The sequence below is a fragment of the Robertmurraya siralis genome (genome assembly GCF_005502275.1).
Taxonomy (GTDB): Bacteria; Bacillota; Bacilli; order Bacillales; family Cytobacillaceae; genus Robertmurraya; species Robertmurraya siralis.
On record NZ_SWLZ01000006.1, the window covers coordinates 119,766 to 141,635 of the forward strand.

The 21,870-nt window shown below is 38.1% G+C and carries 20 protein-coding genes and 1 pseudogene; 8 read left to right on the forward strand and 13 right to left on the reverse strand.

Annotated features, from left to right (window positions below):
• The first annotated feature begins 9 nt into the window (after nucleotides 1-9).
• The 4 genes from FCJ93_RS10195 (at nucleotide 10) to FCJ93_RS10210 (ending at nucleotide 3,959) form a co-directional block, all read left to right on the forward strand.
• Complete coding sequence (locus tag FCJ93_RS10195; protein WP_235879443.1) at nucleotides 10-1,143, forward strand: YheC/YheD family endospore coat-associated protein; 1,134 nt, start codon at nucleotides 10-12, stop codon at nucleotides 1,141-1,143.
• Entirely contained in the window at nucleotides 1,121-2,482 is a 1,362-nt protein-coding gene (locus FCJ93_RS10200) for a YheC/YheD family endospore coat-associated protein (RefSeq protein ID WP_137743622.1), read from the forward strand. Before FCJ93_RS10195 ends, FCJ93_RS10200 begins: the two co-directional genes overlap by 23 nt.
• Entirely contained in the window at nucleotides 2,479-3,672 is a 1,194-nt protein-coding gene (locus tag FCJ93_RS10205; RefSeq protein WP_095314797.1) for a YheC/YheD family endospore coat-associated protein, read from the forward strand. Before FCJ93_RS10200 ends, FCJ93_RS10205 begins: the two co-directional genes overlap by 4 nt.
• 77 nt (nucleotides 3,673-3,749) lie before the next feature.
• Nucleotides 3,750-3,959 carry a DUF5342 family protein gene (locus FCJ93_RS10210; protein ID WP_137743623.1) on the forward strand — a complete coding sequence of 70 codons (210 nt, stop codon included), beginning with the start codon at nucleotides 3,750-3,752 and terminating at the stop codon, nucleotides 3,957-3,959.
• Nucleotides 3,960-4,320: 361 nt separating this feature from the next.
• Here the strand turns inward: FCJ93_RS10210 and FCJ93_RS10215 are convergent, their stop codons facing one another.
• Nucleotides 4,321-4,563: a hypothetical protein gene (locus tag FCJ93_RS10215; protein WP_095314800.1), complete on the reverse strand. Its 243-nt coding sequence runs from the start codon at nucleotides 4,561-4,563 to the stop codon at nucleotides 4,321-4,323.
• Between the two features lie 296 nt (nucleotides 4,564-4,859).
• Between FCJ93_RS10215 and FCJ93_RS10220 the strand changes: the two genes are divergently transcribed.
• On the forward strand, nucleotides 4,860-5,060 hold the full coding sequence (locus tag FCJ93_RS10220) for an alpha/beta-type small acid-soluble spore protein (protein ID WP_095314801.1): 201 nt from the start codon (nucleotides 4,860-4,862) through the stop codon (nucleotides 5,058-5,060).
• A 315-nt stretch (nucleotides 5,061-5,375) separates the two neighbouring features.
• On the opposite strand, the gene FCJ93_RS10225 is transcribed toward FCJ93_RS10220, so the two are convergent.
• From FCJ93_RS10225 to FCJ93_RS10265, 9 genes are all read right to left on the reverse strand, one after another.
• Entirely contained in the window at nucleotides 5,376-7,394 is a 2,019-nt protein-coding gene (locus tag FCJ93_RS10225; RefSeq protein WP_095314802.1) for an ABC transporter ATP-binding protein, read from the reverse strand.
• A complete protein-coding gene (locus FCJ93_RS10230) occupies nucleotides 7,391-9,151 on the reverse strand; it encodes an ABC transporter ATP-binding protein (protein WP_095314803.1) in 1,761 nt (586 codons plus the stop codon). The genes FCJ93_RS10225 and FCJ93_RS10230 overlap by 4 nt, the downstream gene beginning before the upstream one ends.
• Before the next feature lie 628 nt (nucleotides 9,152-9,779).
• Nucleotides 9,780-10,094, reverse strand: coding sequence for a YbjQ family protein (locus tag FCJ93_RS10235; RefSeq protein ID WP_095314804.1), 315 nt, complete (start codon nucleotides 10,092-10,094; stop codon nucleotides 9,780-9,782).
• The gene (locus FCJ93_RS10240; RefSeq protein WP_137743624.1) at nucleotides 10,075-10,278 is read right to left on the reverse strand and encodes a hypothetical protein; all 204 of its coding nucleotides are present in this window, start codon (nucleotides 10,276-10,278) and stop codon (nucleotides 10,075-10,077) included. The genes FCJ93_RS10235 and FCJ93_RS10240 overlap by 20 nt, the downstream gene beginning before the upstream one ends.
• A 228-nt stretch (nucleotides 10,279-10,506) precedes the next feature.
• On the reverse strand, nucleotides 10,507-11,790 hold the full coding sequence (locus tag FCJ93_RS10245; RefSeq protein ID WP_137743625.1) for an MFS transporter: 1,284 nt from the start codon (nucleotides 11,788-11,790) through the stop codon (nucleotides 10,507-10,509).
• A 103-nt stretch (nucleotides 11,791-11,893) separates the two neighbouring features.
• The gene (locus FCJ93_RS10250) at nucleotides 11,894-12,346 is read right to left on the reverse strand and encodes a helix-turn-helix transcriptional regulator (protein ID WP_137743626.1); all 453 of its coding nucleotides are present in this window, start codon (nucleotides 12,344-12,346) and stop codon (nucleotides 11,894-11,896) included.
• Between the two features lie 102 nt (nucleotides 12,347-12,448).
• Nucleotides 12,449-12,604: a FeoB-associated Cys-rich membrane protein gene (locus FCJ93_RS10255; RefSeq protein WP_095314808.1), complete on the reverse strand. Its 156-nt coding sequence runs from the start codon at nucleotides 12,602-12,604 to the stop codon at nucleotides 12,449-12,451.
• 218 nt (nucleotides 12,605-12,822) lie between these two features.
• Nucleotides 12,823-14,826 (reverse strand): ferrous iron transport protein B, encoded by a 2,004-nt coding sequence (gene feoB, locus FCJ93_RS10260; protein ID WP_137743627.1) that lies wholly within the window; start codon nucleotides 14,824-14,826, stop codon nucleotides 12,823-12,825.
• Entirely contained in the window at nucleotides 14,826-15,050 is a 225-nt protein-coding gene (locus FCJ93_RS10265; protein ID WP_095314810.1) for a FeoA family protein, read from the reverse strand. The genes feoB and FCJ93_RS10265 overlap by 1 nt, the downstream gene beginning before the upstream one ends.
• A 411-nt stretch (nucleotides 15,051-15,461) precedes the next feature.
• Between FCJ93_RS10265 and FCJ93_RS10270 the strand changes: the two genes are divergently transcribed.
• Nucleotides 15,462-16,007, forward strand: a complete 546-nt coding sequence (locus tag FCJ93_RS10270) for a GNAT family N-acetyltransferase (RefSeq protein ID WP_137743628.1) — start codon at nucleotides 15,462-15,464, stop codon at nucleotides 16,005-16,007.
• 278 nt (nucleotides 16,008-16,285) lie between these two features.
• Here the strand turns inward: FCJ93_RS10270 and FCJ93_RS10275 are convergent.
• Nucleotides 16,286-16,833: pseudogene (locus FCJ93_RS10275) on the reverse strand (transposase); the annotation flags it as partial.
• A 475-nt stretch (nucleotides 16,834-17,308) separates the two neighbouring features.
• On the opposite strand from FCJ93_RS10275, the gene FCJ93_RS10280 reads away from it, so the two are divergent.
• Complete coding sequence (locus FCJ93_RS10280; RefSeq protein WP_095314843.1) at nucleotides 17,309-17,719, forward strand: MerR family transcriptional regulator; 411 nt, start codon at nucleotides 17,309-17,311, stop codon at nucleotides 17,717-17,719.
• Between the two features lie 65 nt (nucleotides 17,720-17,784).
• Nucleotides 17,785-19,134, forward strand: a complete 1,350-nt coding sequence (locus FCJ93_RS10285) for a hemolysin family protein (protein WP_137743629.1) — start codon at nucleotides 17,785-17,787, stop codon at nucleotides 19,132-19,134.
• Nucleotides 19,135-19,276: 142 nt separating this feature from the next.
• Here the strand turns inward: FCJ93_RS10285 and glpK are convergent, their stop codons facing one another.
• Together glpK and FCJ93_RS10295 are read right to left on the reverse strand one after the other, a co-directional pair.
• Nucleotides 19,277-20,767: a glycerol kinase GlpK gene (glpK, locus tag FCJ93_RS10290; protein ID WP_137743630.1), complete on the reverse strand. Its 1,491-nt coding sequence runs from the start codon at nucleotides 20,765-20,767 to the stop codon at nucleotides 19,277-19,279.
• A 20-nt stretch (nucleotides 20,768-20,787) separates the two neighbouring features.
• Nucleotides 20,788-21,612: an MIP/aquaporin family protein gene (locus FCJ93_RS10295; protein WP_137743631.1), complete on the reverse strand. Its 825-nt coding sequence runs from the start codon at nucleotides 21,610-21,612 to the stop codon at nucleotides 20,788-20,790.
• Nucleotides 21,613-21,870: the final 258 nt, after the last annotated feature.

A 21,870-nucleotide genomic window follows, 5' to 3' on the forward strand; every position in this document is an offset into this window, starting at 1 on the left:
AGCTTACAGATGAGCCAGCAAATATTAACAAGCATTGACTGGGGGATAAACATGCTTACTCTTGGAATCATGACGTTAAATTTGGAAAATGAACAAGGTTATTTTACAGAGATGGCAAAACGTGCCGAAAAATATAACATTACTTGCTTTCGATTTATTCCATCCGATATCAATCCCCAATCTGAAATGATTCGAGGGGAAGAATTTGACTGTAACCAAGAAATATGGAAACACAAGCTATTTCCACTGCCAAGCATTTTATACGATCGTTGTTTTTACGGAGAGGATTTTCATTCGAAGCAATGCAAAGCAATCGTTGATTGGCTAAAAACAAAAAAATCCGTTCAGTTTCTCGGTTACGGTTTACCAAATAAACATAAGCTCTACGAGGCGTTAAGTCGCACATCCCTTGCCCCCTATTTGCCAAAAACCGTAAAAATAACTTCATCTGAAATGGTTCAGCAACTGTGTCAAAAAATGAAGCGAGTTATTTTAAAACCAATCAATGGCTCACAAGGGAATGGGATATATCTCATCGAGAAAACAGATAAATTTTGGAAAGTAAAAACGGATAAGACAGAATATCAGGCAACCCGTTCCTTTGCCAACGAGATGCAACTTATCAATTGGCTCGACAGACTTCTTCATAAAAAAGAATTCCTTCTACAGCCATATTTGCCCTTAATCAATGAGTTCAATCAACCTTTTGATATTCGCTCTCTATTACAAAAAACTGAACTTGAAGAGTGGTCAATTGTCGGAAAAGGAATTCGCACTGGCAAAATAAATGGAATCATTTCCAATTTAAGTGCCGGTGCGTCGGTAAGCGATTTCGACTCATGGATTAAAACGATTCCTTTTCAAAAAAGAGCCTTTATTAACGATGAAATCAATGATATTCTTGAAAATCTCCCTTTAATTCTTGAACAATTTTTCCCTCCACTTTTTGAACTTGGAGTCGATATTGGCATGGCGGAAGACTATTCTCTTTGGATTCTCGATATAAATTCCAAGCCAGGACGTAAAGTAGTATTGCATAGCTTACCTGAATTAAGTGATTATCTTTACGAAAGTCCCTTACTTTACGCAAACACTTTACTGAAAAGGAGCCAGCTGACACATGAGAAAACATTATCAGATTGAAATAGCGGAGAATGCGAAAAACTTACTTTATATTCCTGCAGAAGTTCAAGGAAATGTAAAAAGGATCGCATATGGCACTTTAGCAGTTGAGTTGCATGGGATAACCCATCCTAAAGGAAAGAATATCCTTCTCATTAGTGAAGATATCGCAGCTAAATTAAGACTGCCTAACCTCAAAACACCACTCCATCTATTTTTGCACGAGCAGACCCTATATTTAGGTCCACTCGTCGGAATCTTTACATCAGGATTTACTCCATTTCCATTAAGACCAATTGGAGAAAGATCATTATTTTTCTCAAAGCTATTGTCCGTTGAAAAGCTTGTTGGGGCCCATGCTTTTATCTTCGGTGAAGAGCATATCGATTGGGAAAATGGCACCATCGACGGTTTATTTTACCTTGAGCGCGGATGGCAAAAAATTACCGTTCCTTTTCCAAATGTGATATATGACCGGCTGCCAAACCGACGCAGTGAAAAAAAGGTAAATAACTTAAACGTAAAGGAACGGTTGCAGAAGGAATATTTAATCCCTTGGTATAACCCCGGATTCTTTAACAAAATGGATGTCTACGAACGACTTCAACAGGATCCTGCGAGTGCAGTTTATTTACCCGAAACCCATCCCTTTACCTCTTTTTCAATGATTGAAAAAATGCTTACCAATTATGGTCATGTTTTTATCAAACCGATTAATGGAAGCCTTGGTTTTGGCATTCACCAAATTATATTTGACCGTGAATCTCAAGCTTATTTCTGTCGCTATCGGGAAAGGGATGGAGAAAACAAACTGAGGAAATACCAAACTCTTGAAGCTCTATTTAAACATGTATTTAAAAGTCGCAGTTTACCCCATATGCTTGTGCAGCAAGGAATCCATTCATTGCGTGTCAACAAGCAAACGGTCGATTTCAGAATTCACACTAACAAGGATAATGAAGGAAATTGGCAAATAACGGCTATTGCTGCTAAAGTCGCCAGTCCTGGCAGTGTGACAACCCATATTAATAACGGTGGAATGATAAAAACGATGCAGGAAGTTTTTAATTCCCCTGAACAGGAAGAAGAAGCAGTAAAAAAATTAAAAAAGGCATGTCTCACGCTTAGTCATGCTTTGGAAACCTACATGGAAGGGATTATCGGCGAGATTGGTTTTGATATGGGAATTGATCGGGACGGAAATGTCTGGCTGTTCGAAGCAAATTCTAAACCAGGGCGCTCAATCTTTAAACATCCCCATTTAAAAGCGTTTGACTTGTTAACACGCCGACTCTCCTTAGACTTCTCAATCTTTTTGACAGAGCAAACCATTATCAATCCTGAGGAAGTTTTCAAATGATTGTTTATTATGATGCAAGAACTGAGTCATGGTTCCACACATTTCAACATCAAAAGTTCACATTGGGAGTTGAAGAGATTCCATTACTTTTTAGGCCCACGCCCTCTCCCAGCTCCATTCCTTTCTCAGTTCAGACCCATCAGCTCAATCTCGGTCCCCTTGTAGGTATTCTGGCAGGCCGGAAAGGAAAAGAATCCGTCGTAGGAAATGGATCTCTTTTTAAAAAGCTGCAAAAAAGCATCGAAGAACATAGTGGAATAGCGCTTATTTTTACATTAGAGGATATTAAAAAAAACGGAATAAGAGGTCACATTTATATTCCAGAAAAGGAGGGCTGGCTCAAAATTTATAGTCCCTTCCCTCATATTGTTTATAATCGCCTTCCTTTTCGAGCACTTGAGCAGTCGGATCAATATCAATCTGCAATCAGGCTCTTTCAAGAAAAAAAAGTCTGTTTTTTTAATCCTTCTTTTATTGATAAATATCAACTGTATACCATTCTAAAAAGAGAGCCACTATTAACTAGCTTTTTACCGGAAACAATTCTTATTGACGAAAAAAGTCAATTAATGGATTTTCTAAAGAAGCATACACAAATCTATGTCAAGCCTGCAAACTCTGCAAAAGGGAAAGGGATTTTTAAATTAGGCAAAGACAATGAAGACTCGATCACGGTGACAGGGTATTCTCATCAGCAAACCTACCCACACTACGACACTTTTTGGTCAAAATATAAAGAAATTTTTTTTAGTCAACCACATATTGCTCAAGCAGAGGTTACACCACTTTTATATAAGGGGAATCGTTTTGATTTTCGTATCCTTGCCCATTTTAATGGGCAATCCTATCAAGTTACTGGCGTTGGTGTACGTCAATCAGGGCAACAAAATTTAACAACCCATGTGCTGAACGGAGGGAAAATTATTGAGTTTGATGAAGTAAAAAGAGCGGAGGATGAGTTTTTTATAGAGGAAATTGTCAACCGCTGCGGACAAATCCTTTCTGACGAGTTGGGTTTTTTTGGTGAATTTTCAATTGATGTCGGATTGACCGAGAAAGGTGAATACGTTATTTATGAGGTCAATTCCAAACCCATGAGCTTCGATGAAGAACATATTGAGAAAAACAGAATCGACTCGTTGATTGTCTTATTCCAGCAATTTTTTAAAAAACAGCTGTTTACGCTTTAGAAAATAGCTGTTTTTTAGTCGAGCAATGCTCTCCATGATAAAATATAAATAAGACACTGCTAAAAACGGAGGATTTTATGATTACACATTTTCAGCACAAACCTTTATATGACAATCAAAACATGGCCGGATGGAGATTTTCCTTTTATTTCAATAAAGAAAAACACACTGGGATCTATCAGGCTAATGGAATAATCGAATGGACATCTTCAATAAAAATAGCAGACAAAGAGGCGCTCATAAAGCAAGTCCATGAACTTATGGCCTTCCATGTATATGATCAATAATGGAAGAATTCATATACTCACATTAACCGTTTTTTTTTATAAGGTCGAATAGGTTGCTTATCGGCTTCCCCTCGATTATGCATCTTATTTGACCTCTTCCCCTTCCATGTCTACCACATTTGGTGCATAGCTGCTTATTTGAACCCCTCTCACCTTTTACTTCACTATCCCCGTCAAATTGAGCATTTAGTTCGGAATCATTTCCGACTTGGCTTTCGGTCAATTACACCTCTCACGACTCTCCCATAAAATAGACCGACTCGCTCATCCACTTTTGTTACCGACCATTAGTCGCCTAAACTGACGTGCAATACACACCATTGCATGCATTTCATAAAAACTTGTCAGGGCCTGCTTTCGTTTACTCCTGTATAAACACAACTTTATCAATACCACATTGTGGACATTGCAAAAGGTGGGGGCATTGCTCACTTTTATAATCGTTGGAATAGCCATCCTCTAGCTTCAGTAAATCAATCGGCATGTAGGGACTATAGTCGTCATAAAAATCCATTACTTTCCCAGCATCGACAAGTGCCGTACCACAAATATTACATTTTTGTTCTACACTTTGAAAACCATTGCATAATGGACATATTCCCATTTTTTATCCCTCAACTTTCTTTAACCGCATAAAACCCTCTTTATTTTATGTTGTTTTCGTTCTTGTATAAGTGATTGAGCTGTTTTCAAAGAGGAAAAAATTCCCGCAATATTTGATGGAATAAAACGATTTAAAAATTCCATACTAAAAGTAAACACCGCAGCAGCGGTAAACATACTGGGTTAAACCAAGTATAGGTGGCAGGTAAACTCGCAAAATGGCTAGTGACTTGCTTGCTGGTGCAATTCCAGCTAACCCAACCATTAGACAAAAATTCTGAAGGAGAGTGTACATCAATGGCAAACAACAGTTCTTCAAACCAACTTTTAGTACCTGGAGTATCTCAAGCATTAGACCAAATGAAGTATGAAATTGCTAACGAGTTTGGTGTTAATTTAGGAGCTGACACTACATCTCGCGCAAACGGTTCTGTTGGTGGAGAAATCACTAAGCGCTTAGTTCAAATGGCTGAGCAACAATTAGGCGGTAGCTTCTAATCATTAGTATCGGCATAAATATAACAATTTAATAAATATGGCTAAGCCCCCTTTTTAAAAAAGGGGGCTTTCAACTTAAAACATTTTTATTTTTCAGCACTTGTTATTGCGTTTCCGATATAGTAAACAAGTACTATTAAGCTTGCAATCGCTAATGTAACACTTAATTCCTCCATTTTCTCTCCCCCTCTATTATGTGCTTCTTTGTTTATAAAGTAACATAGCAAAGAGGAAGGTCTTCTTGATATTTCGCACTATTTTGTGTCTATATTTTGTATTTTTGTTGAACATTTTTAAAATTCGCTGTGATTTTTATTACCCAACTTTAGCTGATTGCCCTTGCTGCAGTTGATACATTTGGTGATATTTCCCTTTTAATGCCATTAATTCATCATGGGTTCCTCGCTCAACAATTTGTCCCTTGTCTAAAACAATAATTTGATCGGCGTTTCGAATCGTCGATAAACGATGAGCAATGATAAAAGTTGTTCTACCTTCCTTCAATACATCCATTGCTTCCTGAATAATGACCTCCGTTTCAGTATCAATGCTGGAAGTTGCTTCATCCAAAATTAAGATAGCTGGATCAAAAGCAAGCGCCCGAGCAAAAGAAATTAACTGCCTTTGCCCGCTTGAAAGGGTGCTGCCTTTTTCAAGAACAGGCTCATCAAAGCCTTGTTCTAAATTGCGAAATACTTTATCGGCCCCTACATTCTTTAATGCTTTCTCGACTTTTTCTCTAGAAATCGCCGGATCATCTAAACTTACATTCGATGCGATTGTTCCCGAGAATAAATACGGGTCTTGCAGAACAATCCCCATATGCTTGCGAAGTGTTTGATGAGGAATATCTTGAATATTAATCCCATCAATAGAAATTGAACCTTTCTGACAATCATAAAAACGAAACAGCAGGTTGATGATGGAGCTTTTTCCAGATCCTGTGTGTCCGACAAGAGCAACCGTTTCCCCTTGCCTTGCCTCAAAATCAATATCCTTTAACACATACTCGTTTTCCTTGTAGCCGAAAAAAACATGCTGGAAGGACACATTCCCTTTATATCTTGGGATCATTTGATCACTCACATCAATTCCCTTTTCATCTAAAAGTTTAAAAACCCTCTCACCTGCCACAAGAGCCTGTTCTAAATTAGCAAGCTGATTAACAATTCCTTGGACTGGCTGGAAAAGCCGGGTTACGTAATCAACAAACGCGTAAAGCATCCCAAGGGAAATGACGGACGAAGCACTGAGTGATTCGCCTCCAAAATACCAAATAAATGCGACAAACACGATATTACGCAGTACACCTGCCAAATTGTGAGACGTTAACGAGTTTAAATTAAGAAGCTTATTTTGAAATCTGAAGTGTTCATGATTCAATTTTTCAAAATCGGACTGAATTTCCTTTTCGCGATTAAACGCTTGAATCACATTCATCCCTTGAATGGATTCATTGACCATTCCATTAATATCACTATTTCGCGAACGTATTACTCGATTGTATTGTGAAGCATACTTGCGATAAAGAATAATCCAAGCGTATAAAATCGGGATGAGAAGCAAGCAAATAAGCGCTAATTTTACATTTAAAATGAAGAGAGCCACATAAATACCAGTTATATAAATCATGCTTGTAAAAAAGGTTGAAAGCACCGTAACATACAACTCTCTGATTGCTTCTGTATCATTGGTTATCCGCGCCACTACTTTTCCTGCTGGAAGATTGTCAAAATAATGAATTCTCAGCCTTTGAATTTGTGCAAATACATCCTCCCTCATCTTTTGAATAATACGATTAGCTGTTTTCTGCAATACATATCGCTGACCGTATTGAAAGAAAGCTGCTATGATAAGCAATCCAAAAAAGAAAGCTAATAATTTCAACATCCTTGGCACTTCAGGCATGTAGAATTGCAGCAGTTCAGCTCCACTGAGCACCAGTGCGTCATATGTTGCCGTTTTCTCACCACTAGTGATAGTAAGCATCCCATCGTGAAAAGAACGTTCCCCATCGAATTCAATGTCTCCCTCAATAAAGACAAAATTTCGATTAACCTGAAGGATGCGAGCACTTTCAAGCTTCGTTTCATTTCCCTCCAAATAATCTTCTCTTTTATAGAAATGTCCCTTATACTCGACTGTGTCTTTCCCACTATCCGTTTGAATCCAACTTGATTCGATTCCAAGTACATGATTATCGATTAAATGTTTAGCAATAAAGGGACCCGACAAATCTGCTACAACTGCTACTGTTAGCATTAATAAAGCAGCAACAATCATTTTTTTATACAAGAGGGCATAGTCGAATAATCGTCTACCTGTTGTTTTCATGATGAAACCACCTCCCCTTCTATTGCCGATTGCACAAGCTGTCTGTCATGTTGTTCTTTATACCAACCATTTAACGCTAGTAATTGTTCGTGTGTCCCTTCTTCAATGATTTTTCCGTTATCAAGAACAATAATTCTATCTGCATGCTGAACCGCCGACATTCGATGTGTACTTATAATGGTCGTTTTTCCAGTGCGATCCTGGCGAATATTTTCGATAATTTTTTGCTCTGTTTTTGCATCAACCGCAGACAATGAATCATCAAGAATCAAAATTTCTGGATCTTTAATTAGTGCTCGAGCAATAGAAATCCTTTGCTTTTGTCCACCAGATAAAGCGACTCCCTTTTCACCTACTAAAGTATTTAGCCCTTCTGGCAGAATTTCTAAGTCCTTCTTAAAATCGGCCAATTCTATCGCTCTCTTCAGCTCTTCCTCTGTGGCCTCCATTTTTCCAAAAAGAATATTTTCTTTTACTGACTTAGAAAACAGGAAATTATCTTGCGGAACATAACCGATCCATTCCCTTGTATTTTCTAATCTTTGCTTTTCCAAAGAAATTCCTGTTACAGATAACTCACCTGTACCACTTGGATATTCTCGCAAAAGCTGCTTTATAAATGTCGTTTTTCCGCTTCCGGTTTTCCCGACGATACCCAGAGTCTCTCCCTGATTCAGATTCACTTGAATATGAGACAGATTTGCAAATTTTGAGGACGGATATTGAAATGTTACATTTTTAAAATCAATCGTTTTTGGCTCTTCTACTTCTGCAGGATTCTTTGGATTCTTTACATCCTGCTCATAAGCTAATGTTTCCTCCACTCGATCCAACGAGGCATTCCCTCTTTGCATCACATTAATCAACTCACCAATGGCAAACATTGGCCAGATAAGCATTCCTAAATAAACATTAAAAGAAACAAGCTCACCTAACGTAATCGTTTGATGAAAAACGAGATAAGCGCCATATCCAAGCCCAATAATATAACTCAAACCGACTAAAATATGAATTGTCGGATCAATTAAAGAATCAATCTTGGCAACTTTAATATTTTTTTGATAAACATCTTCTGTTAATGAGTGGAACCTTTTTTCATCTGCTCTTTCCTGCACATATGCCCTAATCACTCTCACACCTGCTACAGATTCCAAAACGCGATCATTAAGTTCACCAAAAGCATCCTGGGCTTCCGTAAATCTTTTATGAATTCGATCACCGTATATTTTCATCAACCAAGCCATAATTGGTAGGGGGAGTATCGCTGCCAAAGTTAATTTCCAGCTCACCAAAATTGCCATCGTACATAAAATCGTAAGCATAAAAATACTGGAATCAATTAAGGTTAAAATACCAAACCCTGCTGTTATCGAGATAGCCTTTAGATCGTTAGTTGCTCTCGCCATTAAATCGCCAGTTCGATTCTTTTCAAAAAAAGTCGGCGTCATCTTTAATAAATGGTTCATAAATCGAGAACGCAGCTTTCTCTCAACAAGGTAAGCACCGCCAAAGAGCTGATACATCCAAATGTAAGTTACACCATAGGATACTGCTGTGATTAAAACAAAGATGGCGATGTATTGAAAAATCTTTTCTCCGGTCATACTTCCAACATGCATATCATCAATTGCCATCCCCACAAGTCGCGGCGGCATAACATCCAAAATTCCGACGAAAATAAGCAATGTGATTGCGACTGTATATCTCTTCCAATTTTCTTTAAAAAACCAGCTTAATTTCTTGAGTATAGAGAACAAAAAAGCACTCTCCTTTCATCTGTCTGTTTTTTACTAACCACCTTCAAGCTCCACCGTTGATACCATTCTGATAATTTGTAACATGTTCATTCCTCCTTATTTTTGGGCCATGTTATATGTTGGAGTTGATTTTTAGTTCCTTTCCTCTCTGATTAGATGAAAATAACCTAAAATCATTTTATCCCCAACATTATTTAACAAAGCCATTTTTTAAATTTATAGAAAACGAGTTTCCTCGTTCACTATCGAAAAATCTGTTGAACATCACTGTCGATGTTTTAAAAAAAAGCATGCTCTGCAAACTCCGACCACCTTTTATAGGTAAAGGAGCAGCATTAGATCGCCGATTGATCAAAAAAAGGCATATCGATCTAGTGCGACATGCCTTTTCTCATATAAGCGCACACGCTACAGGAAAACGTAGACCAGTGCCTTTCATTTTAGGAGCGATAAATTAAAAGTTTAAATGCTGGGGGTGGTTACGTTATGGTTGTATTTAGTTTCAGCTAGTGGTTTAATCATTGTCATCATTTTCGTAACCCTCAATCTTTTCATATTTTTTCCACTTTGTTAGATTATCATCTCAAATATTAAAAGTCAATTCCCATTTTTCAAAAAAGTTATGTTCCTACTCAACATAAACGGCTGTTCCATATGCAATGATCTCAGAAGCATTTTGCATCACACTGGAGCTCTCTAAACGCATAGCAATTACAGCATTTGCCCCTTTTGCTTTCGCGTCTTCAACCATGCGGCCTATTGCTTTTTGACGGGCTTCATCCATCATTTGTGTATATTCTCCAATCTCTCCACCGACGATTGTTTTTAATCCAGCCAAAATATCTTTCCCAATATGCTTTGATTGAATCGTATTGCCACGCACAAATCCCTTAAGTTCCTTTATTTCTTTTCCTGGTACAAAATCAGTAGTTACGATAATCATTTTCATCGTCCTCCTCTTTCTCTTTTAATCTTTCGACAATTAATAGGATAAAAATAGCCAAAATCGATACGCCATACAAAATAAAAATGAGGACAGCGACTACTACATTAAAAAAAAGCATGACGATTCCAAGAAGCTGCCCGACGACCGTAATCAATAATAATAATTGCTTAAGCCTGCCCATTTTTATCAGTCCCTTAGCTTTCGTTGAGAAAGGCTCTTTTCACATTCAATCATGAGTTGATTGTTCACGAACTTGTGAAAAATGCCGTTAAATTAGAAGCACCTGTATACGATGTTTTGTAAGACATATACAAAAGTAAACGTCCTAAGATAGTCTCCATCATTACATACGATCATAATGAAAGAATAGCTTCAAATTTCAAAAAAAAAATCCTACATTAGGATTTTTTTAAACACCGCTTTCCTTTGCCTCGGTAATCACGTCGCTTTGTTCATTCTCACTTGAATATTTCGGCAAAGTACATAAATAAAAAATACCAACGATGATGAGACAACTTCCAACTAGCCAATATAAAGCTTCAATCGATAACAGCTTTGGAAAGGTAACCGTAATAAAACCTAAAGTTAACGACTGGGATAACATCATTAGTGGTGTAATCATTCCTTGCACCCTTCCCATCATTTTCGGATCAACAATGCTTGGCATCCAACCTCCAATTCCAATATTGATAAGAGGTAGGCTTACAGATGAAATAAAAATAATGACCATAAACCAGAAAAGATTATTGGGAACAGAGGAACAGATAACGAACCCACCTGTAACGATTAATCCATAAATTATTAACTGATAGAGCTTTATCTTTTGACTCAGAAGAGAAGCAATAAAGCTTCCAATTAAGATGCCTGTACCAAAGACAACACCAATGACGATCGAAAATTGTTCATACATCTCCGGAGCAAGTTTATATTTAAGCATGAAGACAGGCATAACGGAAAAACCACCGTTTACAACACCAAAGACAAAAAAGCCGATTAATAGCGTTCTTAAAAGCTTATTCTTCAATATATAAAAGAAACCAGATTTGAAATCATCCAGCATCATCTTCCTGCTTAAGTCCTTGATACGATGCTTTCCGTTAGGCATTCTGACCATATCGTCTATTTTACAAGCCCGAATTAACAACGCGCTGATCAAAAAAGATAACACATCAACAACTAGGGCCCCATAGATACCAACGGTCCAGTAGGCAAAAATTCCGAAACCATTGCCAAATAACATAAATAGGCTCATCACAAGCTGGTTTAACCCAGCAGCTGTAGTATAATCATCTTTTTTCAGAATACCTTGCACCATTCCATGCTCTGCTGGAAAAAAGAACTTCTGGACTGCACTTCGCAAAAATAGGACAGCAAAAATAAGCGGCATCCAACCTACATAAATGGCAACCATTAATGTTAACGATAAAATGGCGCTAATCCAATCACAGTAATAAGCTATTTTCTGTCGATCCATGCGATCAGCTAAAACCCCGACAATAAAGAAAACAGCTAATGTAGGCAACGAATACATAAGTTCCGTTATGGACGCATAGGCAGGCTGATCGGAAAATCGATCCAATAAATAAAACATAAAAGCCGTTAATCCAATTGTGCTTCCAAGTTGTGAAGTGAAATTTGCCAAAAACAATCGTAAGTAATTTCGATTTTGAAAGATCTCTTTAAATTTTTTCATTTTGTTCTCCCATTCGCATTATTTATATTTCTATACTACGGGAGAGTTTTCGCACTCTTAAGAGTCCACTGATGGTTTCATTCTCAGCCTTGAGACTGAATGATTATTCCTTCGCCAATTCATTAAATCTTTCTAAAGATGCCGCTTCATCCATACTGCTGAAAATGCGAAAATACTCGTCATCTAGAATTCGATAATGCTGGCTAAGAATATTTTGCTGGAGGATGAAGCCATTTTTTGTGGCAACTTCTCTCCACCAAATTTTTCCTCCTAAAGTTTTTTCCTTGCGATAATCGATTCCATCACGTGCAACCGTCTCTAATACTTCAAGGGGTTCGTTGCCAAACAAATATTGCACTGTTTCAGTTTCTCTGAAAAGCGCCGATATCGTCACAACCGTTGGCCAATTGGCATACACTCGCCCCTTCTCGATTTGAACTAATGTTTTTTTTGATACACCGATAATTTCTGCCATTTTATCTTGTGTATATCCTGCCTCTGTGCGAATAAGCCTCAATTTCTCAGATACTTTTAAAATGATCTCTTCACGTGTCACCTATCGTCATTCCCTCATGTATAAATTGGTGTAATTTTACACTTTATACATATATTATAAAGATGATGGAGCCGCTATTCAAGGAAAACTATTGCTAAATTACTATTTATTAGTACCTTCGCAGCATGATTCACTTGAACAAGTCTCCTTAATCTCACAACTTGCACATTTCCCTCGCTTCGCTCTATTAATAAATTTCCAAAGCGCCCAGAATGCATATCCAAAAATAAAGCCGCCAATAATAAAATTTACCATCATGGTTCCGCCTTCCTAGTATGGATTGATTGACCTCTCATTAAATTTCCGGTGAAGCGCTTTATAAAATATGTCAGTGTTGATTTTGGCTCTTTATCTCTCCGACCCTTTCAGGATTACTGAAGGGTGTGCGAACCAAGGTTTCCTTGAAAAGAGCCAAAATTGTTTTATCTACAATTCAGTTAGCTAAGCCTAGTGAATAAATGAGCAATGTCTCTTATCTAGAAGCCCAATAGAGTGCCAAATTGGTAAATTAGAAATGAGAGCAAGTAAGCGATTAGCAATGCATATCCCATTGAAAAACATGTCCATTTATAAGAGCCAGTTTCTTTTTTTATTGTTGCAACAGTTGCCAAACAAGGAATATAAAGAAGAATAAATACCATAAAGCTGTATGCTGCAACAGGTGAAAAACTATTGATTAGCAGCCCTTGCAAGCTTGCCTCATCAGGAACAAAATATATAATATTCATCGTTGATATAATTGCTTCCTTTGCTAAAAAACCAGTTAATAGTGACGCGCCCGCTTGCCAAGTTCCAAATCCTAATGGCGCTAACAGTGGTGCAAAAACACCGCCAATCATTGCCAAAAAGCTATCGTCCATCTCCACGTTCAGACCTTGTGGTCCTGCATAAGACAGCAGCCAAATGAGAACTGAACCAGCAAAAATAAAGGTACCTGCTTTCTTAACAAATCCCTTCCCTTTTTCCCATGTGCTCTTCCAGAGCGCCTTTCCTTGGGGAATCCGATATGGCGGAAGTTCAATCACGAAAAATGAAGTTTCTCCCTTTAAAATCGTGGTTGAAAATACTTTAGCTAAGATAAGTGCTACAACAATACCAAGAATATAAAGTGATAATACGATCAGTGCTTTATGGGAGACAAAAAAAGCACCAACAAATAAAGCGTAAACTGGCAAACGAGCTGAACAGGACATCAGTGGTGTGAGCAATACAGTAAGCATTCGTTCTCTAGGAGTTTCGATCGTTCTTGCAGCCATAACACCTGGTACATTGCAGCCGAATCCAATCATCATTGGGATAAAAGCTTTTCCATTCAATCCAACATGCTCCATTAACCGATCCATAACTAAAGCAACACGAGCCATATAGCCAGAATCCTCTAATAACGAAATAAAAAAGAAGAGGATAAATATTTGTGGCACGAAAACAAGGACTCCCCCCACCCCAGCGACAATACCATCAAGCACTAGAGCATGAATAAACGAAGAGGCACCTATAAAGGATAAAAAGCCCTCTAATCCACCCGTAATCGGTCCTGATATAATTCCATCTAAAATGTCGGAAAGAGGAAATCCGAGCCAATCAAAAGTAAGCATGAATAAAAAATACATAATGACAAAGAAAATAGGGAGCCCCAACCATTTGTTTGTTATAACAGCGTCGATTTTTTCCGATAACGGCTGTTTATTTTCTTCCTCCGTATACGTCGAGTTTCTTAAAAGCTCTCCGATCGCTTCTTGTCTTTTGTGATAAATAAAGTGGTCGATTGTTTTTTCTTCATAATTTGAAAGGATTGCTTTTGAAGTATCAAGTATAAAGGTTTCTAACTCTTCCCTGCCTATAAAGCTTTGTAAATATGCCTTCACATAATGATTTCCTTCTAATAATTGAAGGGTTAACCATCTAACAGAATGGTGCACTTTCCCTTCAAGCATTCTCGCTAATCGCTCAATTGCTCCATCCATTTCTTCCCCATACGAAACAGTAAAGCTGCTGATCGATGGTGATTCAATCGTCGTAACAAATTCAGCTAGCTCATCACAACCTCTTCCAGATCGGGCAATAACAGGTACGACTTTCGTTCCTAATTGAGAAGCTAACCTATCGACATCAATTTCAATTCCTCGTTTAGATGCTACGTCCACCATGTTAAGTGCAATAATTAAAGGTCGACCGAATTCAAGAAGTTGAATTGTTAAATGTAAATTTCGTTCTAATTGGGATGCGTCTATAATGTTGAGCATTCGATCAAAAGAATCGTGGAGCAAAAAATTGGTTACGACACCCTCATCTTTCGAAAGCGGATTTAATGAATACACACCAGGCAAATCGATAAGAGAGGCTGTCCCTTTTTTTAAAAGACCAACTTTTTTCTCAACAGTTACCCCGCTCCAATTTCCCACGTATTCATATGAACCAGTCAAATTATTAAACATTGAGGTTTTTCCTGTGTTCGGGTTACCTAATAGTGCAATATCCATTATAATTCTTCCACCTTTATTGTTTGTGCTTCGCGTCGACGAATACCAACGCATTGCCCACAGGATTCAAGCATAAATGGTCCGCCAAAAGGCATTTTACATTTAATACAAACTTCCGACCCTTCTGTAATTCCCAGATCAAGTAGACGTCTTCGCACTAATCGATCAGCTCCTGACGTATCAATTATTTTTGCACGTTTGCCAATCCTTAAACCTGCTAGCATTTTTCATCACCTAATTTCAATTAATTGAGAATGATTCTCTTTCGTTATAGCACGATTCATCTGTTTCAACAGTGTGAAAAATCACAGTGATAACAGAAAAAAAAACGGCATTGTTAAACCATAATGTTGAACAAACGTTTTTTGGTTCATTTCGTATAAAATTTTGGTTTCACACACCCTTTAATTAGCAAAAAGATCCACTGATCCCATGAGCTCACATCGCTTTATGGAATCGGAGGGACAGTGGGCCAAAATCAACGCCGTCATATAAAGCAAATAATTAAGTCCTTTTACACATATCTATAAAACCTTTCTCATAAAGCTAATATGTAAATTTCTTGAACTTTTATCCTTCAAAAATTTTTCTTTTCAAAAAACCAGATTTGATAGTCATACAAAAGGAGGAAAAGTATGTTTACAATGAAAATTGACAGCGAAATTGAACTACAATTGCTTCAATCTCAACATGCAGAGGAGTTTTTTCACCTAATTAATCAAAATAGAACATTCTTAAAAAAATGGCTCCCTTGGGTTAATGAAATTCTATCTCCTATACAAACTCAAGGACTTATCTCCTTCTGGCTCATACAATTAAGTGGACATAATGGATTTAGCTTTGGGATTCGATACAAAGGGCGATTAGTAGGCAATATCGGCTCACAGTATATTGACTGGTATAATCGTCAAACATCAATCGGCTACTTTTTGGCAGAAGATGCTGTAGGAAAAGGAATTATGACACGCTCTGTTCAAGCAGTCCTCAATTATATCTTCTTTGAATTGGGGCTTAATCGAATTGAAATCCGCTGTGGTGAAAAGAATTTAAAAAGCCGCGCGATTCCAGAAAGGCTTGGCTTTACCTATGAAGGTTTCGTTCGAGACGGCGAAAACTTAAACGGTCAATTTCACCATTTACTAATGTACAGCATGCTTGCAAGAGAGTGGATGGGAAAATAATGCTTTTTCATATTGTTTTTTGATTTCTCTTACTCTGTTAAACTATTTAACAGATCAGACTGTCGACAAAATCCACCGAAAGGGCTCCCTATCGATGGATTTTGTCATTTTTGGATTGGAATTGCGCTAAAAACGTTGATTTCCTCTCCAGACGCTTGCTTTCCGGGGGGCGTGCGCCGAGCCTCCTCCTCGTGGATGCTCGTGCGGGGTCTCGGCTGTCACGCTATTCCCCCAGGAGTCAAGCGCCTTCCGCTCCAATCAACGAGTTTGGCACTCACTCAAGCAGGTTGCCAAGTCCAAGTGGCCATTTTCTTTAAGTTCATGGCAGCAAACGTAAGCATCGCCTGCATAGATTTGTTTTTAAGACCTCGTCAGGTTGTCCATCGCACACCATGCTTTTCCTTCGCATCCGCAAAGGCACGTTCAATCGTCTCCTTGCGTTTCGCGTATATCTGTTTGATTTCATCGTTGTGACGTAGATGTTCTGCCTCTTCTATGTAAGCTTCCCAAATATGACGCAGTATAAGTTTTTGATGGTTTTTACTTTCCGTACACTGGGATAGAAACGGACATTCTGCACAAATGGATGAATTTGATTTATATTGCCGATATCCTTCTTTGTCGTCGTGTACTTGAAGACCTGCACTTGCAGGCAGAGATAACAATCATCATACTCATCATACACATAATCATGCTTTCGGAAGAAACCATCTTTTGTTTTTGGACGAGTGTAAGAAAGGACAGGGAACATTTGATTCTCTAATAGAAAGTTCGCAATCGCTGGGGTTTTATAAGCTGCATCAGCAGCTACTGCAAGTGATAATTGTGCTCTATCATTTGATTGATTTCTCCTCATCATTGTAAGTCACCTTAAAAATTTCTTTATTCTATATTCAAAAAGATAAAGTGGATTGGAGCGGAGGGTGGCGACTCCTGCGGGAAAAGCGGGAAAGTCGAGACCCTGGACTGAGCGCAGCAAGGGAGGCGGCTCGGCCCCGCCCGCGGAAAGCGCCACCCGGAGTGGAAATCAACCTGCGCTATTTAATTAATTCTATTTTAAAAGAAAAAAGAGTGTAGACAAACTCGAAGATTTTCGAGTTTGTCTACACTCTGCTCTGTAAAACTATTTAACAGATTTTTTTGTATTTTCAAACGTTTTTAAAAGAATCGTTCATATTCCTTTCAATTTATAATAAACTAAAGGTAACTTATTTTTTGACAACCGCAACGTTTGACTGTATGGTTTTGTATCACTTATAATTATATATTATAGAAATAGATTGAGGTGATATGATGGGGCATTGTATCGCATTGGCGAACTAGCAAGTTTAGCAAATGTATCAAAAAGAACGATTGATTATTATACAAGTATTGGACTCTTGAAAGCTCAACGCTCAAAATCTAATTATCGAATTTACACAGAACAAGCTTTGGAGGATTTAAGATTTATTGAGGAATGCAAAAATCTTTATATTCCACTTGAAGAGATTAAGAGAAAACTAGAGATTAAAAAAATAAAAGAAGTGCAAGAAGGGGAACTAAAAAAACATATTCTCTCTGTCACCCAACAAATGAAACAGCTTCAAATCGATTTAAACGTTCTCATACCATTGATCGAAAATCTTGAAGCTGACCAAGCCGAGAATTACTCCAAGTTACTCAATACAGAAGGAGAAGTGTTATTAAAGTCCCTTTCCGAATTAACAGGCTAGACTATATTTTTGAATTTATTGGGAGGTGACTCCTTACTCGTTTGTGACGGGATAAGGAAATTTATTTGGACATATTTAACTTGGTTTTATTAGCCATTTTGATTGCTTTAACGGCATTTTTTGTCGCTTCAGAATTTGCGATCATTAGGATAAGGAGCTCAAGAGTAGAACAGTTAATTGAAGAAGGAAGCAAAAGTGCAATCGCTGCCAAAAAAGTCATCACGCATCTTGATGAATACTTATCGGCCTGTCAGCTTGGGATCACTGTTACAGCTTTAGGAATTGGTTGGTTGGGAGAACCAACAATTGCTAAAATGCTAACTCCATTATTTATGGAATTCAATATTCCTTCTCCTCTATCCCATGCTGTTTCTATCGCGATAGCTTTCTTGTTTATTACGTTTCTCCATGTAGTAGTTGGTGAGCTTGCTCCAAAAACCGTAGCGATCCGTAAAGCCGAAAAAATCACGTTAGTTGTGGCTAGACCACTTATTTGGTTTTACCGCCTGTTCTATCCATTTATTTGGACTTTAAACGGAGCAGCGCGAATCATTGTCGGTTGGTTTGGATTAAAGCCTGCTAAGGAAAACGAAGAGGCGCATTCTGAGGAAGAACTAAGACTAATTCTGTCTGAAAGTTATAAAAGTGGTGAGATTAACCAATCTGAGTTTAAGTATGTAAATAAAATTTTTGAATTTGACGATCGTATTGCAAAAGAAATCATGGTTCCCCGAACCGAAATCGTATCATTATCAAAAGATGATACGATAAAAACATTCTTGGAAGTCATGTATATAGAAAAGTTCACGCGCTACCCTATCATTGATGGTGATAAAGACCATATTATTGGATTAGTGAACTTAAAAGAAATCATGACTGATTTATTAAATCACCCTGAAATAGCTTCCCAAACATTGGAATCTTATATTCGCCCAATTATCCGCGTGATTGATACGGTTCCAATCGGTGATTTATTAATCAAAATGCAAAAAGAGCGGATCCATATGGCCATTCTAATGGATGAATATGGAGGGACATCGGGTCTCGTTACAGTAGAAGATATCATCGAAGAAATTGTTGGAGAAATTCGCGACGAATTCGATATGGATGAAGTATCTGAAGTGCGTAAAATAAATGATGACCATTACATCCTTGATTCCAAAGTGCTCGTAAGTGAAGTGAATGAATTATTTAACCTTAATATTAATGATGAAGATGTAGATACCATTGGAGGCTGGATCTTAACAGAAAATTATGAAGCCCAGGAAGGTGACATCATTGAGATTGATTCCTATTCCTTTAAAATCATCGAAATGGAAGACCATCACATCAAATATATTGAAGTTACACGAAAAATAGAGAAACAGGGGAATATTGAACAATTTCCCTTAACCAATTCCTCCATCGTCTCATAGATTTATAGAGATACAGTCGAGGACTTGTTGATAAGGAAAAGCCATTTCTAGCCCTGCTAAAAATGGCTTTTCCCTTTTTATAGAAAGAAAGCTCCGTCAAAAAGACGAAAGTGACCAGCTTTTTGACGGAGCCATTTTACTCTTATTTAAAAATCATCGCTGCTTTTACTGCTTTCTTCCAGCCATCATATAGCTCTGCACGATTTTCCTCTTCCATCGTTGGTTCAAACTTTCGATCTACTGCCCATTGTTTTGCAATTTCTTCTTGGCTTTCCCAATAACCAACAGCTAGCCCCGCCAAGTAAGCTGCTCCAAGAGCAGTAGTTTCATTGACAATAGGCCTCTCAACTGAAACATTTAACAGGTCACTTTGGAAATCCATTAAGAAATTATTTTTTACCGCGCCCCCATCAACACGAAGCTTCTTCAAGACGATCCCTGAATCTGCTTCCATTGCCGACAGTACATCTTTTGTTTGATAAGCAAGTGACTCTAATGTCGCCCTTACAAAATGCTCTTTAGACGTGCCGCGAGTTAAACCAAATACCGCGCCGCGAACATCGCTATCCCAATACGGAGTTCCTAATCCAACAAATGCCGGCACCACATATACTCCATCCGTTGAGGCAACCTTTGTTGCATACTCTTCACTATCCTTAGCATTCTTTAACATTCTCAAACCATCACGAAGCCATTGAATCGCTGAACCAGCAACAAAAATACTTCCTTCTAAAGCATATTCCACTTTTCCATTTAATCCCCATGCAATCGTTGTTAAAAGACCATGTTCAGATTGAACGGCTTTTTCACCTGTGTTCATAAGCATGAAACAACCTGTTCCATACGTGTTTTTGGCCATTCCTGATTCAAAGCATGCTTGACCGAATAAGGCAGCTTGCTGATCTCCTGCTGCTCCAGCAATCGGCACTTCTTTTCCAAAGAAATGATAATCAATGGTATAACCGTAAACTTCCGAGGATGGGCGCACTTCGGGAAGCATTGCTTTCGGAACATCAAGGATTTCTAACAACTCCTCATCCCATTTTAATTCATGAATATTATACATTAATGTTCTCGATGCATTCGAATAATCGGTAACATGAGCTCTACCACCAGATAATTTCCAAATTAACCATGTATCTATTGTCCCAAATAAAAGTTCTCCACGCTCTGCTCGTTCACGGGCTCCTTCTACATGGTCCAAAATCCATTTGACCTTTGTTCCCGAAAAATATGCATCAATGAGCAATCCTGTTTTTTGGCGGAATAAATCAACATAGCCCTTTTCTTTTAAGTCCTCGCAAATATCGCTCGTTTGTCTTGATTGCCAAACAATTGCATTATATATTGGCGTCCCCGTCTCTTTATCACATACAACCGTTGTTTCACGCTGATTCGTGATCCCAATCCCTGCAATCTGTTCCGGTTTAACATTGGACTCGGAAAGAGCTCCAGCAATAACAGCTAAAATAGATCCCCAAATTTCATTCGCATCATGTTCTACCCAACCAGGGTTTGGAAAATGCTGCGTAAATTCCTTTTGTGAAGTGTAATGGATTTCACCATTTTTATTAAATAAAATAGCACGAGAGCTTGTAGTTCCTTGGTCTAAAGATAAGATAAATTTTTCCATTGTAAATTCCCCCATTTGATTTAGGCTACTTGATTCGTTTCATTCATAACACTAGATTGTTTCTTGCTTACAAAATAAGCAATAATTAGAACAACTGCGGAAATGGCCAAAACCATCCATAAAGCCATGGTTACTTTTTCCAAGAAAACGGCTTGATAAAACACGGCTCCGATACTTCCCCCTAATAGTGGACCAACGACTGGAATCCATGAATATTTCCAGTTTGAATCACCTTTTCCTGGGATAGGGAGTATGGCATGGGCAATTCTGGGACCAAGATCACGAGCTGGATTGATCGCATAACCCGTTGTGCCGCCTAAGGACATTCCGATTACAACGATGAGTAAGCCTACTACTAGTGGATTTAATCCTTCAGTAAAATTATTTGCTCCTATAAATAATAAACCAAGAACAAGCATGAATGTACCAATCATCTCACTTAACAAGTTGGAAAAAGTATGCGGAATTGCCGGTGAAGTCGCAAATACTCCTAATTTTGTTCCTGGATCTTTTGTCTCTTTCCAATGTGGTAAGTAGTGTAAAAATACAAGTGTTGCACCTAATATCGCTCCAATAAATTGGGCAATGATATAACCGGGAACATCCGCCCATGGGAAATCTCCAGTTATGGCCAAACCTACCGTCACAGCAGGGTTTAAATGGGCTCCGCTGACTGAACCAACTGCAAACACACCCATTGTGACAGCGAGTCCCCATGCAAGTGTTGTTACAATCCACCCTGCATTTTTTGAATAGGACTTTTCTAAAGAAGAACCTGCCCCTATTCCGGCACCTAAAGCAATTAAAATCATGGTACCAACAATCTCTCCAACAAACTGTGTCATCTTTTTCTCTCCTCATCTATCAAATTGTAATCGGTTTACTTCGACGAAGAAAAAAAAGGAGCCACACCAGTACATCCTATCATAAAATAGGGGCTGTGTGAGTCTCCTTATCTCCGTCACAATTGCATTAACTTGTAACTAAAGTATAAAGAATAAGTGAAAGCGTTGTCAACAATTCCATTTCGTAATTTAATGCTATAATGTGACAATTTTTCAACAAAGAATATATACAACTTGTTTACCTATTTAATTCAATTC